Source organism: Saccharopolyspora sp. NPDC045839 (genome assembly GCF_056431645.1).
In genome coordinates this window covers 39,522-53,820 of sequence record NZ_JBWKKH010000039.1, presented here as the reverse complement: position 1 = coordinate 53,820, position 14,299 = coordinate 39,522, and the positions used below count along the sequence as shown (strand labels likewise).

General features: G+C 71.2%; 12 protein-coding genes. 3 read left to right on the top strand and 9 right to left on the bottom strand.

The features are described from left to right. Nucleotides 1-44: 44 nt before the first annotated feature. From AC07EQ_RS36700 to AC07EQ_RS36685, 4 genes are all read right to left on the bottom strand, one after another. Nucleotides 45-1,145, bottom strand: coding sequence for a DUF917 domain-containing protein (locus AC07EQ_RS36700; protein WP_397525965.1), 1,101 nt, complete (start codon nt 1,143-1,145; stop codon nt 45-47). Further along, entirely contained in the window at nt 1,142-2,212 is a 1,071-nt protein-coding gene (locus AC07EQ_RS36695) for a DUF917 domain-containing protein (RefSeq protein WP_478392413.1), read from the bottom strand. Before AC07EQ_RS36695 ends, AC07EQ_RS36700 begins: the two co-directional genes overlap by 4 nt. Before the next feature lie 142 nt (nt 2,213-2,354). Beyond that, nucleotides 2,355-3,914, bottom strand: a complete 1,560-nt coding sequence (locus tag AC07EQ_RS36690; protein ID WP_478392412.1) for a hydantoinase/oxoprolinase N-terminal domain-containing protein — start codon at nt 3,912-3,914, stop codon at nt 2,355-2,357. Nucleotides 3,915-3,961: 47 nt separating this feature from the next. Then, nucleotides 3,962-5,290 (bottom strand): purine-cytosine permease family protein, encoded by a 1,329-nt coding sequence (locus AC07EQ_RS36685; protein ID WP_478392411.1) that lies wholly within the window; start codon nt 5,288-5,290, stop codon nt 3,962-3,964. Nucleotides 5,291-5,457: 167 nt separating this feature from the next. Between AC07EQ_RS36685 and AC07EQ_RS36680 the strand changes: the two genes are divergently transcribed. Both AC07EQ_RS36680 and AC07EQ_RS36675 read left to right on the top strand, forming a co-directional pair. Continuing rightward, nucleotides 5,458-6,366 carry an erythromycin esterase family protein gene (locus AC07EQ_RS36680; protein WP_478392410.1) on the top strand — a complete coding sequence of 303 codons (909 nt, stop codon included), beginning with the start codon at nt 5,458-5,460 and terminating at the stop codon, nt 6,364-6,366. A gap of 56 nt (nt 6,367-6,422) precedes the next feature. After that, nucleotides 6,423-8,684: a molybdopterin-dependent oxidoreductase gene (locus tag AC07EQ_RS36675; RefSeq protein WP_478392441.1), complete on the top strand. Its 2,262-nt coding sequence runs from the start codon at nt 6,423-6,425 to the stop codon at nt 8,682-8,684. 204 nt (nt 8,685-8,888) lie between these two features. On the opposite strand, the gene AC07EQ_RS36670 is transcribed toward AC07EQ_RS36675, so the two are convergent. The 4 genes from AC07EQ_RS36670 to AC07EQ_RS36655 form a co-directional block, all read right to left on the bottom strand. Further along, a complete protein-coding gene (locus AC07EQ_RS36670; RefSeq protein WP_478392409.1) occupies nt 8,889-9,965 on the bottom strand; it encodes a peroxidase-related enzyme in 1,077 nt (358 codons plus the stop codon). A gap of 74 nt (nt 9,966-10,039) precedes the next feature. Beyond that, on the bottom strand, nt 10,040-10,450 hold the full coding sequence (locus AC07EQ_RS36665) for a VOC family protein (protein WP_478392408.1): 411 nt from the start codon (nt 10,448-10,450) through the stop codon (nt 10,040-10,042). Nucleotides 10,451-10,528: 78 nt separating this feature from the next. Then, nucleotides 10,529-11,977, bottom strand: coding sequence for an MFS transporter (locus AC07EQ_RS36660; RefSeq protein WP_478392407.1), 1,449 nt, complete (start codon nt 11,975-11,977; stop codon nt 10,529-10,531). Between the two features lie 17 nt (nt 11,978-11,994). After that, a complete protein-coding gene (locus AC07EQ_RS36655; protein ID WP_478392406.1) occupies nt 11,995-12,555 on the bottom strand; it encodes an NADPH-dependent FMN reductase in 561 nt (186 codons plus the stop codon). Between the two features lie 116 nt (nt 12,556-12,671). On the opposite strand from AC07EQ_RS36655, the gene AC07EQ_RS36650 reads away from it, so the two are divergent. After that, the gene (locus AC07EQ_RS36650) at nt 12,672-13,307 is read left to right on the top strand and encodes a TetR/AcrR family transcriptional regulator (RefSeq protein WP_478392405.1); all 636 of its coding nucleotides are present in this window, start codon (nt 12,672-12,674) and stop codon (nt 13,305-13,307) included. 42 nt (nt 13,308-13,349) lie between these two features. Here the strand turns inward: AC07EQ_RS36650 and AC07EQ_RS36645 are convergent, their stop codons facing one another. Next, nucleotides 13,350-14,234, bottom strand: coding sequence for an NAD(P)-dependent oxidoreductase (locus tag AC07EQ_RS36645; protein ID WP_478392404.1), 885 nt, complete (start codon nt 14,232-14,234; stop codon nt 13,350-13,352). Between the last annotated feature and the right edge of the window lie 65 nt (nt 14,235-14,299).

The following is a 14,299-nucleotide window of genomic DNA, read 5'->3' as shown; positions in this document are numbered from 1 at the left end:
TGGACCCGTGGGTGGCCTCGAACAGTTTCAATTGAAACTGCGGATCAGGGGTCGACGAGGTCTTCCACGGGGTGGAAGTCGTAGGGGAGACCGAAGGCCGCCGGGCCGAAGACCGCCAGGGCTTCCGGGGTTCGCATCAGGTCCGGGGTGGAGATGCCGATGACCGTGACCCGCTGGCCGTAGCGCAGGGTTTCGGTGGTGATCGGCTCCGCCTGCTCGGATTCCAGCACGCACACCAGGTCCGGCACCACGCACCGCACCTCGCCGTCGACCAGCGCCACCAGGTTCTCGTTCTGGAACTCCAGCTCCAGCTTGTGCTCGCCGTCGAAGGACACCGCCGCCGCGCGCCCGCGGGCGAACCCCGCCTCGGTGCGCCGCTCCACGTCCGAAACCTTGCCCCGGAACAGCACCCGCAGGTTCCCGTACAGCGTGTCCTTCAGGACCTCGCCGAGGTGCGCGATCGGATCGCCGTTGCCCTCCCGGGCCTCGCGGATGGCCTTGCCGACGGTGTGCGCCAGCGTGAGCGTGCGCGGGATCGCGGTGCGCTTCACGTCCGCGCCGCTCATCGAGTACTCGGCGATGTGCGCGACGCCGCCCAGCCTGATGGTGATGCCGCGCGCCAGCCACTCCATCCGCTCGTTGTCGTCGCCAGCGTCGATCACCGCCGTCTCGCCGCGCTCTCCGGCCACCGCCATCGGCGACCCCGTCACGCCGTAGACGCCGAAGGTCTCCATCTGCAGTTCCGGGAACGCCCGGCCCATGCCGTCGGCGTCCACCACCGGCAGGCCGGTTCGCGCGGCCACCACCAGCGGGATCATCGAGTTGATCCCGCCGCACTCGATCGGCATGGTCGCGCTCGCCTCGGCCCCGAGGTAGGACTCCAGCGCGCGCAGCGCCGACACCGGCTCGTCGCCGCTGGGGATCTTCTCGTGCACCACCGTGGGCGCGCCCATCTGCGCCGTCGGGATCACCAGCGCATCATCGTCCACTTCGGACGGATCGAGCACCGTGATCGGCCCGGACTCGCGGATCGCCTGCTGCACCAGCAGGCGGCCCACGTACGGGTCGCCGCCGCCACCGGTGCCCAGCAGCGCCGCGCCGCGGGCCAGGTCTTCGAGGTGTTCCTCGGTCAGCTGCCAGCTCACCGCGCGACCCCCACCGGGTCGATGTCGTAGCCGAAGTAGCGCGGCCCGGCCAGCTCCAGGCCCGCCGGGGTGTGCCAGCGCGGGTCGGCCGGCGCGGCGATGACCGCGATCCGCTGGCCGAAGCGCAGCGCCTCGGTGGTGACGGCCTCGCCGGACTCCCGGTCCAGCGTGCAGATCAGGTCCGGCACCGAGGCCAGGACGGCGCCGTCGCGCTCGGCGACCAGGTGCTCGTTCTGGAACCGCAGCACCAGCTCGCTGCCGCTGTCGCCGTCCATGCCGGTCAGCCGCGCATCGCCGCGCGCGAAGCCCGAGACGGTGCGCCGCGAGACGTCGACGACCTTGCCGGTGAACAGCCGTCGCCCGCCCAGCCGCGCGACGACCGCGTCCACCGGATCGGCGTGCTCGGCCTGCGCGGTGCGCACCAGCCGGCCCAGCTCGGCGCAGAGCGTCAGGGTGCCCGGCACCAGCGAGTCGCGGGCCTGCTGCCCGGTCATCGCGTACGTGCTGATCATCGCCGAGCAGCCCATGTCGATGGTGGCGCTGCGCGCCAGCCGCTCGGCCCAGTGGTTGTCCACCGTGTCGAGAACGCCGCGGTTGCCCTTCTCATCGGCGATGGCCATCGGGGTGGCCTCGACGCCGTACAGCGTCGGCAGCACCATCTGGATCTCGGGGAACGCGCGCCCCATGCCGTCGCCATCGATCAGCGGCAGGCCCAGCTGCGCGGCGGCGGCGACCGGGATCAGCGAGTTGACCCCGCCCGCTTCGGCGCACGCGATGTGCGTGAGCTCGCGGCCGAGGTAGTCGGCGAGGGTGCGGGCCGCCAGGCCGATCTGCTCGATCGACGGCAGCTTCTCGACCATCACGGTCGGCGCGCCCATCATCGCCACCGGCAGCACCGCGGCATCGGCAGGCACTTCTTCCAGCGGCGTCAGGGAAACCGGGCCGTGCTCGCGCACCGAGGCGGCGGCCAGCAGCCGGCCGATGTGCGGGTCGCCGCCGCCACCGGTGCCCAGGATGGCCGCGCCGCGGGCGATGTCGTCCAGGTCGGAAAGCGTGATCTCGCGCATGCTCAGGCCCTGTGTTTCTGCGGGACACCCGCACCCGGTCGGCGTCGATGAGCGGGAAGTTCGGTGGTCATTCGTCGCCGCCGCTGTGTTCTGCGGGACACCCGCACCCGGTCGGCCTCGATGAGTGAAGTGTGCGTGATCGTCACTCATCGCCGCCTCCGAGCTGCAGGTCGCCGACGGCCTTCGCCCGGATCCGGGTCGCGTTGCCCGGCAGGTACGGGATCGGCACCTCGTCGAAGTCCACGATGTCCACTGTGGACGGTCTCGCGCCCGCCGCCACCGCCCGGTCGATCGCCTCCTGCTTGGCCTCGTCGACCACCGACTCGCGGCGGCCCGGCTCGATCGCGTACACCCGGTCCACCTCGCCGCCGATCTGCGCGATCGCGGCCCCGATGGCGTTGGCCACCGCGTAGTTCTCCGGCCGGTGCACCTCGCCGGCGTCGCCGAGCTCGTCCGGCAGCAGCACCGAACCGCCGCCGACGGCGACCACCGGCAGCGGCTCCGCCGAGGTCCGCATCCGCTCGACCGCGTCGGCGTTGTCCGCCGCGATGCGCTCCAGCGCGGCCCGCACCAGATCGCGGTCCAGGTGCTTGACCAGCTCCGGGTCGCCGATCTCGGCGCGCCCGGCCGCCACCGCGATGTCCGTCGCGGTCAGCGTGTCGCCGCCGAACACCAGCGCCTTCGAGGTCAGCCGGTAGCCCACCGACTCGGGCCCGACGGTCACCGCCGACGGCTCGCCGCGCACCAGGCTGCCGCCGCCGATGCCGATCGACAGCACGTCCGGCATCCGGAAGTTGGTGCGGATCCCGGCGACGCTGACCGCCGTGGTCGCCTCGCGGGGGAAGCCCTGGTTGAGCACGCCGACGTCGCTGGTGGTGCCGCCGACGTCGACCACCGCGCAGGTGTCCAGGCCGGAGAGCACGGCGGCGCCGCGCATCGAGTTCGTCGGGCCGGAGGCGAACGTCGCCACCGGGTAGCGACGGGCGAAGTCGACGTCCATCAGGGTGCCGTCGTTCTGGCTCAGGTAGAGCGGGGCGGTGATGCCCGCGCCGGTCACCGACGACGCCAGGCCGTCGACGATGTTGGCCGCGAGCTCGCGCAGCGCGGCGTTGATGACGGTGGCGTTCTCCCGCTCCAGCAGACCGATCCGGCCGATCTCGTGGGACAGCGAGATCGCCACGTCCGGCAGCTCCGCGGCGATGAGCTCCGCCGCGCGCTGCTCGAATTCGTGGTTGACGGGCGAGAACACCGAGGTGATCGCGACGCTGCGGATGCCGTTGCGGCCCATGTCGTCGATGGCCTTGCGCAGCTCGGCCTCGTCGAGCTCGGCGATGTGCCTGCCGTCGAATTCGTGTCCGCCGTGGCACAGGTAGCTGCGCCCGGAAACGGCGTCCACCAGCCGCTGCGGCCAGTCCACCATCGGCGGCAGCGACGCCCCTGCGGGCAGGCTGAGCCGCACTGCGGCGGTCGGGGCGAGGCGGCGGGCCTCGACGAGCGCGTTGATGAAGTGCGTGGTGCCGATCATCACCGCCCGCACCCCGGCCGGGTCGAACGCGTGCTGTCGCTGCAGGCCGTCGATGGCCGCGACGATCCCGGAGGTGACATCGGTGGTGGTGCTCATCTTCACCGCGGCGAGCACCAAGGTGTCGTCCAGCAGGACGGCGTCGGTGTTGGTGCCGCCGACGTCAATGCCGATGCGCAAGTCGGAACTCCTTGTCTGGGTTGGTGTCGTGAGCGCCGAGTCCGGTTCTAACCGGCGTCAGCGCTCGCGACCTCGGCGGTGGTACGGGTGCTGCCGACGCCGCGGACGAGGCCGAGCTTCCCGGCGACGACGTAGAGCACGAACGCGAGCACGAGCGAGTTGATGCTCGGCAGGCCGATCTCGACGAACCCGCCGACCAGCGAGGAGACCAGCCAGACGACCAGCGTCGCGGGCACCCAGTTCGGCGCGGAGGCCGGGATCTCGCCCAGCGCCCGCGACGCCTCCAGCTCCCCACGCCAGCGCCGCACGATGAAGTACTCGGCGACCATGATCCCGCCGATCGGCGGGAACACCACACCGAGCACGGTCAGGAAACCGGTGAACTGGTCGAGGATGCCGACGGCCGCCAGCACGCTGCCGATCAGGCCGAACACGGCGGTCGCGACGCCGCGGTTGAGCTTCTTGCCGAAGACCGTGCCGACGAAGTTCACCAGGCCCAGCCCGGACGAGTACAGGTTCCAGTCGTTGATCTTCACGGTGCCTGCGACGACCACCAGGATGCCGACCCAGCCGACCGAGGAGGTGACGATGGTGGTGATGTCGGCGGACCGCACGGCGTGCGCGAGCAGCACCCCGGCCAGCCCGATCACGTACTCGCCGAGGGTGATGCCGACCAGCGTCTGCTTGACCACGTCGCCGACGGAGCGGTTGAAGCGGGTCATGTCCGGGGTGATCACCGCGCCGGTGATGAAACCGCCCGCCACCAGCGTGGTGCCCTCCAGCAGCGACAGCTGCGGGCCGGGCGGGGCGGAGGCCATCAGCGCGCCGACGTCGTGCTGGAGGAGCTCGACGCCGATCGACCAGCCGACCAGAACCAGGAAGGCCGGCACGGTCACGTAGGCGACCCAGGCCATCGAGCCGAACCCACGCAGCACGACCGCGGTGACGATCAGCCCGAACACCAGCGCCCAGCCCCATTCCGGCAGTCCGCCGACCAGCGCAACCAGGCCCTTGGCGGACACGGCGGACTGGATGCCGAACCAGCCGATCAGGCTGATCGCGATGGCCAGGCCGATCAGCGCGGACCCGGCGCGGCCGAAACCGGTCCAGCGGGCCAGCATCGAGGTGGACAGGCCCTCGCGGGCGCCGATGATGCCGACGAAGATCGCGACGATCTCCAGGATCACCGCGCCGAGCGTCAGCGCGAGGAAGGCGTTCCAGAAGGTCATCCCGAAGCCGAGGGTGGCGCCGAGCAGGAACTGGCTGAGCGCGGACACCTGGCCGAACCGCTGCACCGCGACGGACCACCAGGAGTAACGGGCGCCGGCGGGAACCCGGGTCAGCGCGTAGTCGTCGACCCCGACGGATGAGGCCATGGCGAGCTCCTTCGGATGGGCGCCGGTGTTAGCCGGTAACCGTAAGCCCAGGTCAGCTCGCCGTCAGTGGGCTTAATGCACAGTACGGACGGTAGGAGAGTGCCACTTGCACAGTCCGCGTCCGGCCGTGTTGACCTCCACTTTGGTCGAGATTTTACGTTCGGATCATGGAACGAACAGAGCAGTGGATCAACAGCCAGGCGGTGCGGCTCACCTCGCTGGACCCCCGCGCACCGCACGAGGACCTGCGGCCGCTCCGGGACCGGCTGCGCGACGCCACGGTCGTGGCGCTCGGCGCGTCGTACCGGGGAACTCACGAGCTGGCGACCGCCGCGCACCGCCTGCTCCGGTTCTTGGTGGAGGAACTGGGGTTCCGGTCGCTGTTGCTGGAAGGCGACGACGTCGCGAGCGCCGAGCTCGACGCCTACGTGCGGACGGGGCGGGGAGATCCGCGCGAGGTGCTGGCCGGCGCCCGGTCCTTCCTGCGCACGGAGGAAGTCCTCGATGCCGTGCGGTGGATCCGCGGTCACAACGAGCGGCACCCCGACGACCAGGTGCGGTTCGCCCTGGCGGACCCGGAGGTCGGGCCGTGGGGGGATCTCGCGGACATCGAGCGCGGACTGGCCGAGAACACCATCCGCTGGCACGAGCGCACCGGGCACAAGATCGTCTACTGGGGCGGCCTCGCGCACCTCGTCGACGGTGCGGCGCGCACGGTGTCGCCGGGGGCGCTGACCCACCGCAACGCGGGCAGCTACCTGCGTGAACGCTTCGGCGCCGGATTCGTCCCCGTCGGATTGACCTTCCACGAGGGCCACGAGGTGCCCGCACCGCCCGCGGACTTCGCGGAGGCCGTGCTCGCCGCCGGGCCGGACGCCTACGTGCTCGACCTGCACGCCGACGCCCCGGCGGACGTGCGCGCCTGGCTCGACGCCCCGGCGCGGACGCGGCTGATCGGCCCGGACTACGACCCCGCCGACGACGCCTCCTACCACCTTTCCGGCGGGTCCCTGGCCGAATGGCTCGACCTCGTGGTCCACGTCCGCGAGGTCGGCGCCGCCCGTCTCCTCCGCTGAACCCGGCCGCAGGGCTTCGGTTGGGGCAGGTGATTTGCGACGATGCTGAGGTGACCATGCATCGGCAGCAGAGCTCGCACTGGGGACTGTTCACCGCGGCCGGCACGCCGGACGGACTGGACGTCATCGCCGATCCCGGCGACCCGGACCCGGCTCCGCTGCTGCGCAACGTGCCCGCAGCGCTCGACGAGCGGGTGCGCGTGCTCGCGCCGCACGTGCGGAAGGGCTGGCTGGAAGGCCGGGGCGTGCGCGGCCAGGACGAGTACGTGCAGGTCAGCTGGGCCGAGGCGGTCGAGCTCGCGGCGGGCGCGCTGGACCGGGTCCGCCGCACCCACGGCAACGAGGCGATCTACGGCGGCTCCTACGGCTGGGGCAGCGCGGGCCGGTTCCACCACGCGCAGAGCCAGATCCACCGGTTCCTGAACGTCATCGGCGGCTACACCCGCTCGGTGAACTCCTACAGCCTGGGCGCCGCCACGCCGCTGCTGCGGCACGTCGTCGGCAACGAAGACCCGATCGACCGCCCTACGGCGTGGCCGGTGCTGGCCGAGCACACCGAGCACTTCGTCTGCTTCGGCGGCATTCCGGCGAAGAACTCGCAGGTCAACTCGGGCGGCATCAGCAGGCATTCGGTTGCCGGGCACCTGCGCCGGGCAAGGGCGCGCGGCGCGCGGTTCACGCTGATCAGCCCGCTGCGCGACGACCTAGCCGCGGAGCTCGACGCCGAGTGGCTGGCGCCGGTGCCCGGCACCGACACCGCGCTGATGCTGGCGCTGTGCCACGTGCTGATCGAACGCGGTTGGCAAGCCGAGGAATTCCTCCGCACGCACTGCGAGGGCTTCGAGGAGTTCTGGAAGTACCTCTCCGGCGCAGCGGACGGCACCGCGAAGAGTCCACAGTGGGCAGAGGAGATCTGCGGCATCGACGCGGCGATGATCGTCGGGCTCGCCGAGTCCATGGCGACGCGGCGGACGATGGTGACGCTGAGCTGGTCGCTGCAGCGCGCCCGCCACGGCGAGCAGCCGCTGTGGGCGGGCATCGCGCTGGCGTGCGTGCTCGGCCAGATCGGCCTGCCCGGCGGGGGATTCGGCCACGGTTACGGCTCGGTGGCAGGCATCGGGGTGCGCCCGCTGCCGCACCGGTTGCCGACGTTGCCGCAGGGCGTGAACCCCGTGCGCCAGTTCATCCCGGTCGCGCGCATCGCGGGCATGCTGCTGAACCCGGGGCAGGAGTACGAGTACAACGGCGAGCGGCGCACGTACCCGGACATCAGGCTGGTGTACTGGGCCGGCGGGAACCCGTTCCACCACCACCAGGACCTGACGCGGCTCGCCGAGGCGTTCAACCGCCCCGAGGCGGTCATCGTGCACGACCCGTTCTGGACGGCGACGGCGCGGCACGCCGACATCGTGTTCCCGGCCACGACCACGCTGGAGCGCAACGACCTGGGCTGCGCCAGGGAGGATCGCGTGCTGGTCGCCATGCGCCAGGTGGTTCCGCCGCTCGGGGAGGCACGGTCGGACTTCGAGATCTTCGCCGCGCTGGCCGAGGAGCTCGGGCTGGCGCAGGAGTTCACCGAGGGCCGCGACGAGCGGGCCTGGCTGGAGCACCTGTACGAGCAGTGGCGGCAGAACTTCGATCCGGGCCTGGACTTCGCGCAGTTCTGGGAGAACGGCCGGCTGGACCTGCCGGGAGAGCCGGACGACCAGGTCCTCTACGACCGGTTCCGCGCCGACCCGGCCGGGAACCCGCTGCCGACGCCGAGCGGGCGGATCGAGTTGTTCTCGCAGCGCATCGACTCCTTCGGCTACGCCGACTGCCCCGGCCACCCGGCCTGGCTGGTCCCGGAGGAGCTGCAGGTCCCGCCGGGATCGGGCGAGTTCCCGCTGTTCCTGGTCGCGAACAACCCGGCGACCCGCCTGCACAGCCAGCTCGACCACGGCGCGACGAGCGCGGATTCCAAGGTCCACGACCGGGAACCGATGCGCATCCACCCCGCCGACGCGGCGGCGCGAGGACTGTCCACAGGGGACATCGCGCGGGTCGTGGGCGCGACGGGCAGCGCCCTCGCGGCGGTGGTGATCAGCGACGCCGTGCGGCCCGGCGTGGTCCAGCTCTCGACCGGCGCCTGGTTCGATCCGAGCGCGCCCGAGGTCGCGACCTGCATCCACGGCAACCCGAACGCGGTGACGCGGGACATCGGAACCTCGAGCCTGGCCCAGGGCTGCACGGGCCAACTGACCCGGGTCGAAGTCCGACGCCACGAGTCTCCGCCACCACCCCTGCGAACCCGAACCCCGCCGATCGCCCCGAGATGACCGGCCCGGATCCCGGTTTTCCCGCAATTTCAATGGAAATCGAACCTTCGATTTCAATGGAAATTGCGGAAGTTGTCCACAGCCTCCGGCGTGTCGTGCACCCGACACGCCGGAGGGTGTGCAGTTTCAATTGAAACTGCGGGACATCGGACTCAGGGACATCGGACTCAGGGACATCGGACTGCGGACATCGGACTGCGGGCATCAGCCTGCGGCGTTGCCCAGGGTCATCAAAAGCCGGTTGTCCCAGGTGAACATCGCCGAGACCGCGACGAGGTCGCGGACGTCGTCGGCGCTGAGGCCGACGGCGTGCAGGCGGCGGATGTCGGCGGCGGACAGCGCCGCCGGGGTGGGGGCGAGGGCACCCGCGGTGTCGACGATGGCGCGCCGGCGCGGATCCGCCACCGCCGCCGGGCCCGCCTCCGCCAGCGCCACGGCGGTGATCTGGTCGCCCGACAACTGCACCTGGCGGCGGCCGTGCACCCCGGCGCAGTACTCGCAGCCGGTGATCAGCGACGTGGCGAGCGCGGCCAGCTCGCGGTCGGCCGGGTCGAGCGCGCCGGAGCCGCTCATGATCGCGTTGTGCAGCGCGGTGCGCTCCGCCAGCAACTCCGGATCGTGCCGCAGCGTCAGGTAGAACGGAGACCACTGCGCCCCGGCGGATTCCTCCGGCGCATCCGCCTGATCGACCCACGGAACCCAGCGCAGCGCCCGGAACGCGTCGGCGGGGGCGGGGAGCTCGCAGCCGTCGGCGGTGGCCCCGGTCTCGATGGTGTTCACCGGGCCGTCGGGAACCGGCCCGTCCCCGGCCTCCTCGACGAGCGACAACCCGAGCAGCAACCGGACCCGGTAGCTGACGTACGCGACGATCTGCGCCGCGACCACCACCTGCGCGGAGCTGAACCCGTGCTCCCGCAGCGCGGTGATCTCGTCGAATCCCGCATCGGCCGGGTCCAGCGCAACCTGCTCGCAGTGCGCGAGCAACGCCTGCAGCGCCTCCGGAAGTTCGGGCCAGCGCTCGACGTCGAGGACCACCTCGGCGGCGCCGTCCCCGGCCAGCGAATCGAGCTGTGCGGCCAGCTCGTCCGCGTACTCCTGGTGTTCGTTGACCAGCGCGACGCGCAACGCGATCCGGGCCCGATCGGCGTGGCTGAGCACGGATTCGCCGGCCGGGCGCAGCACCGCGGCATCAACGCTCGCGGTCAACTCGCGCACGTCCGGCCGCAGCACGGCCAACGCCTCTTCGGTCCGGCTGACGCGCTCGCTGCCGACGATCGTCATAAGCATCCCATCCGCTAGAACGGCTTCTCCCGCAATAGTTTTCCATTGCGCGCTCCAGCGGTGATCCCGGGCCGTCAGCCGGGGAGGTTCAGCTGCCAGGAGACGCCGAAGCGGTCGTTGACCCAGCCGAACTTGGGGCTGAAGCCGTAGGAGCCCAGCGGCATCAGCGCTGCGCCGCCCTCGACGAGCGCCGCGTAAGCGCCGTCGAGCTCGGCTTCCGTGCGGCAGTTGACGAACAGCGACATCGACGGCGTGAAGGTGAAGGCGTGCGACACGTGGCTGTCGATGCACATGAACTGCTGGCCGAGGATCGTGAACGTGGCGAGCTGCACGGTTCCCTCGTCGCCCGGACCATCGGCGCCGTAGCGGGTGATGTCGAGGATCTCGCCGTCCTCGAACAGCGAGGTGTAGAAGTTCATCGCCTCCTCCGCCTTGCCCTCGAACATCAGGAACGTCGTGATCCGCGGGGAATCCGGGCTGGTCATCGTGGCTGCTCCCTCGAATGCCGGTTTCGCGCCGCAATCTAACGTCCGCGCCGATCACCCGCACGCCGCGAGGAACGGTCAGCCGGCTTGCGGGACCGCGTGCCGGGCTGGTTCGCGGGCCGGGGCGAGCAGGGCCGCGACCGCCAGGGCGCCGAGCGCCGTCACCGCCGCGATCGCCCAGAGCAGGACCTGCCAGGAGTCGCTCAGCTGGGCGGCCAGGAAGTCGTGCTGCGCGGCGGCCAGCTCACCGGTCGCCACCTTCCCGGCCTGGTCGCCGACGCGGCTGGTCAGCAGGCTGATCAGCACCGAACCGAACAGCGCGAGCACCAGCGTCTGGGAGCCGCCGCGGATCGTGTTCAGCAGGCCCGCCGCCATGCCGGTCCGGGACTGGGCGACCTGGTTCATCGCCTGCGCGTCGATGAGACCGGTGGCCAGGCCGATCCCGACGCCGACCGTCAGCAGCGGGCCGAGCAGCGCGCCCGCGCCGATCCCGAGGTGCAGCACGGTCAGCCAGGCGTTGCCCGCCGCGATCAGCAGCAGCCCGGCGGTGATCAGCGCGCGCGGCGAGACACCCCGGTTGACCAGCCGACCGCCGAGCAGCGGCATGAACAGCGTCGGCGCCGTCGACATCAGCATGATCAGCCCGGCGTCCCGCGCCGACATCCCGTTCGCGCCCTGCAGGAACGTGGGCAGGTAGGACATCATCCCGCCGAAGCCCAGCACCATCACGACGCCCGAGGTGAGCCAGCCGACGAACCGCCGGTTGCGCAGCAGGGTCAGGTCCAGCACCGGATGTGCGCTGCGCCGTTGGACGGCCGCGAACAGCGCCAGCAGTGCAGCGCCCGCGGCGAGCAGGCCCAGCACCAGCGGGCTCGTCCAGCCGGCCCGCGAGCTCTGGGTGATCGCGAACATCACCGAGGCGAGCCCGAGGATGAAGGTCACCGCGCCGCCCCAGTCCACCCGCGGGCGCCGTTCGGCCCGCGACTCGGCCATCGCGAAAGTGCCTGCCAGCAGGAGCATTCCGGCGGCCGCGAAGGTGCCGAACGTCGCGCGCCAGCCGAGCGCGCCGACCAGCCAGCCCGCCAGCGTCGGGCCGATCGCCATGCCCAGGCCCGCGGTCGTGCCCATCGCGGCGAACGCCCTGGTCCGCTCGGTCCCGGTGAACGTGGCCGCGAGGATCGCGCCGCCGCCCGCCATCACGCCCGCTGCCCCGACGCCGGTGAGCGTGCGGGCCACGTCCAGCACCAGGATGTCCTGCGTGAGCGCGGCGGCCAGGCTGCCGAGCGCGTAGATCGCGGCACCGACCCGGTAGATCCGGCGCCTGCCGAACAGGTCCCCGGTCGAGCCGGCGACGAGCATGAACGACGAGGCCGTGAGGAAGTAGCCGGTCACCACCCACTGCAGGGCGCCGCCGGAGGCGTCGAGCGAGGCGCCGATCTGGGGCAGCGCCACGGTCGTGCCGGACATCGACATCGGTAGGACCAGGTAGCCCAGCAGCACGACCGCCAGGGTGAGCTTGTTCTGCACGGGAGAGCTCCGGGGGATCATGCGGCGTACGGTTCGGTGGCGCGGGCGGAGCGCAGGGCGCGCGCCCACCAGGTGAGCTGGCCGAGCATGCCCTTGGCGGCCTCGTTGCAGCCCTCGTCGATCGGGGTGCCGGTCTCGTCGAAGCGCTCCCAGGCGTTGTGGAAGCTGACCGTGTCGCGGACGGTCGTGGCGTGCAGTTCGGCGAAGACCAGCCGCAGCTGCTCGACGGCGCGCAGGCCGCCGCCCATCCCGCCGTAGGAGGCGAAACCGACCGGCTTCGCCTGCCATTCCTCGCGGTAGAGGTCGATGGCGTGCTTCAGCACGGCCGGGAAGCTGTGGTTGTACTCGGGGGTCACGACGACGTAGGCGTCGGCGGCGGCCAGCCGCCCGGCCAGCTCGACGACGGGCTGGGCGCCGAAGTCGAGGGTGGCGGGCAGGTCGATCTCGGCCAGGTCGATGACGTCGACGTCGAGGCCGCCGAACTCCCGGGCCTGCCGGGTGAACCAGTTGCCGACGGTCGGGCCGAAGCGGCCCTCGCGGTTGGTCCCGATGATCACGGCCAGGCGCAGTGCGGACATCTTTCGCTCCTCGTGGATCGGCGTTCCGGTGGGCTCCGGAAGCGACGCAGTGGTAAAGTACAATATGTAATGCATTTAATGCAACGATCGTTGTATTTCGGTTGGAAAGGGCATTGATGAGCAGGGAAAACGTCTCGCGTCGCGGCTCGGAGAAGCGCCGGGCGATCATCGACGGGGCCCGTGAGGTGTTCGGCCGGGACGGCTACGCGCGCGCCAGCATCGACACGATCGCCAAGGCGGCCGAGGTGTCGACCCGCACCATCTACAACCACTTCGCGGACAAGGGCGAGCTGTTCCGCGAGGTCATCCTGGAGAGCGCGGCGGCGGTCCGGGACGCGCAGCTGGCCGACCTCGACCGGCACCTCGGCAAGATCGTCGACCTGCGGTCGGACCTGATCGGCCTAGGGCGCGCCTTCACTGCCGTGATGCCCGAGTTCGGCTCGCACTTCTCCCTGGTGCGGCAGATCAACGCCGACGTCGGGCACATCCCGGCGGAGGCGCTGGCGCAGTGGCAGGAAACCGGCCCGCGGCAGGTGCAAGCCGATCTGGCCAGGCGGCTGGCGGAGCTGGCCGACAGGGGAATGCTGGAGATCGACGACCCGCAGCGGGCGGCGGTGCACTTCGTGCTCCTGGTCGCCGGGGAGGTGCAGAGCCTGACCTTCATGGGCGCGCAACCGATCGACGAGGACGAGCTGAACGCCATCGTCGCCTCCGGCGTCGAGGTGTTCCTGCGCGCCTACGGTCCTCAGTAGGTGGTCATGGCATCAGCGGTGCGACTGGGCGGGCGTCCGCTCCTACCGCTTCCGGAAGTGCTCCACCAGCCGGGAGTAGTTGTCGTTGGCGTGTCCCGCGCCGACCGCCTTGGAAATCAGTTCGAGCGTGTAACCGGGGAACTCGTCGTCGATGCCGCGAGCCCGGCTTTCCCGGACCAGGTCTTCCGCCGACGGCAGGTGGTGTTGCAGCGCACCGAACTCCGCCGCGTACTCGCCGCGATCGACCTCCCCGGCGAGCGACGGCAGTAGGCCGAGCATCGCCGAGAGGGACGGGCCTGCCTGATCGACGAAGCGAGCCACCGGAATGCCTTCGCTCGACAGCAGCGCTGCCGCGTGCAGGAATCCGTTGAGCGCGCCCCACATCGTGCCGTGCACCGCCATTCCGTACAGGGCGGGGGCGCCGGCGTCGGCGGAGATCAGGCTGCTGCGGCCGCCGATGAGTTCGAGCGTGGCGCGGTAGCGCTCGTACGCGGTTCCGGAGCCGCCGAGGAACACCACGGCCTCCGGATGCCCGATGCCCGGAGCGATCGTCATGATCTGTCCGTGCAGGTAATCCGCGCCCGCGGCGGTGGCCCATTCGGCGACGGCCGCGGCCTCCGCGGAGGTGCCGTCGGTCAGGTTGAGCACGGTGCGCCCGGCGAGCGATTCACCTGCCGATTCCAGGAGCTCGCGCGCGGCATCGTTGCCCTTCACGCTGACGACCACGAGCGGGCTGGCCGCGACCGCGTCGCGAACAGTGGCCGCCTGCTGCGCGCCCTCGGCCACCAGGCCGCCTGCCTTCCCGCTCGTGCGGTTCCACACCGTGGTCGAGTGCCCGGCGGTCAGGAACGCGCCGGCGAGCGCGCGCCCCATCTCGCCCAGGCCGATCACGGTCACCGCGGGCCGGCTGTCGATGTTGCTGGTCATGGACGTGCCCTCTCTCGCATTCGGTCGATCGAGAGCACGCTAAGAGTTCTAGTTAACGCGAGGTC

Coding starts and splice junctions, on each gene's coding strand:
- AC07EQ_RS36650 (WP_478392405.1), top strand. CDS start 12,672: ATGAGCAGGGAAAACGTCTCGCGTCGCGGCTCGGAGAAGCGCCGGGCG.
- AC07EQ_RS36665 (WP_478392408.1), bottom strand. CDS start 10,450: ATGACCAGCCCGGATTCCCCGCGGATCACGACGTTCCTGATGTTCGAG.
- AC07EQ_RS36670 (WP_478392409.1), bottom strand. CDS start 9,965: ATGACGATCGTCGGCAGCGAGCGCGTCAGCCGGACCGAAGAGGCGTTG.
- AC07EQ_RS36695 (WP_478392413.1), bottom strand. CDS start 2,212: ATGCGCGAGATCACGCTTTCCGACCTGGACGACATCGCCCGCGGCGCG.
- AC07EQ_RS36675 (WP_478392441.1), top strand. CDS start 6,423: ATGCATCGGCAGCAGAGCTCGCACTGGGGACTGTTCACCGCGGCCGGC.
- AC07EQ_RS36680 (WP_478392410.1), top strand. CDS start 5,458: ATGGAACGAACAGAGCAGTGGATCAACAGCCAGGCGGTGCGGCTCACC.
- AC07EQ_RS36655 (WP_478392406.1), bottom strand. CDS start 12,555: ATGTCCGCACTGCGCCTGGCCGTGATCATCGGGACCAACCGCGAGGGC.
- AC07EQ_RS36685 (WP_478392411.1), bottom strand. CDS start 5,290: ATGGCCTCATCCGTCGGGGTCGACGACTACGCGCTGACCCGGGTTCCC.
- AC07EQ_RS36645 (WP_478392404.1), bottom strand. CDS start 14,234: ATGACCAGCAACATCGACAGCCGGCCCGCGGTGACCGTGATCGGCCTG.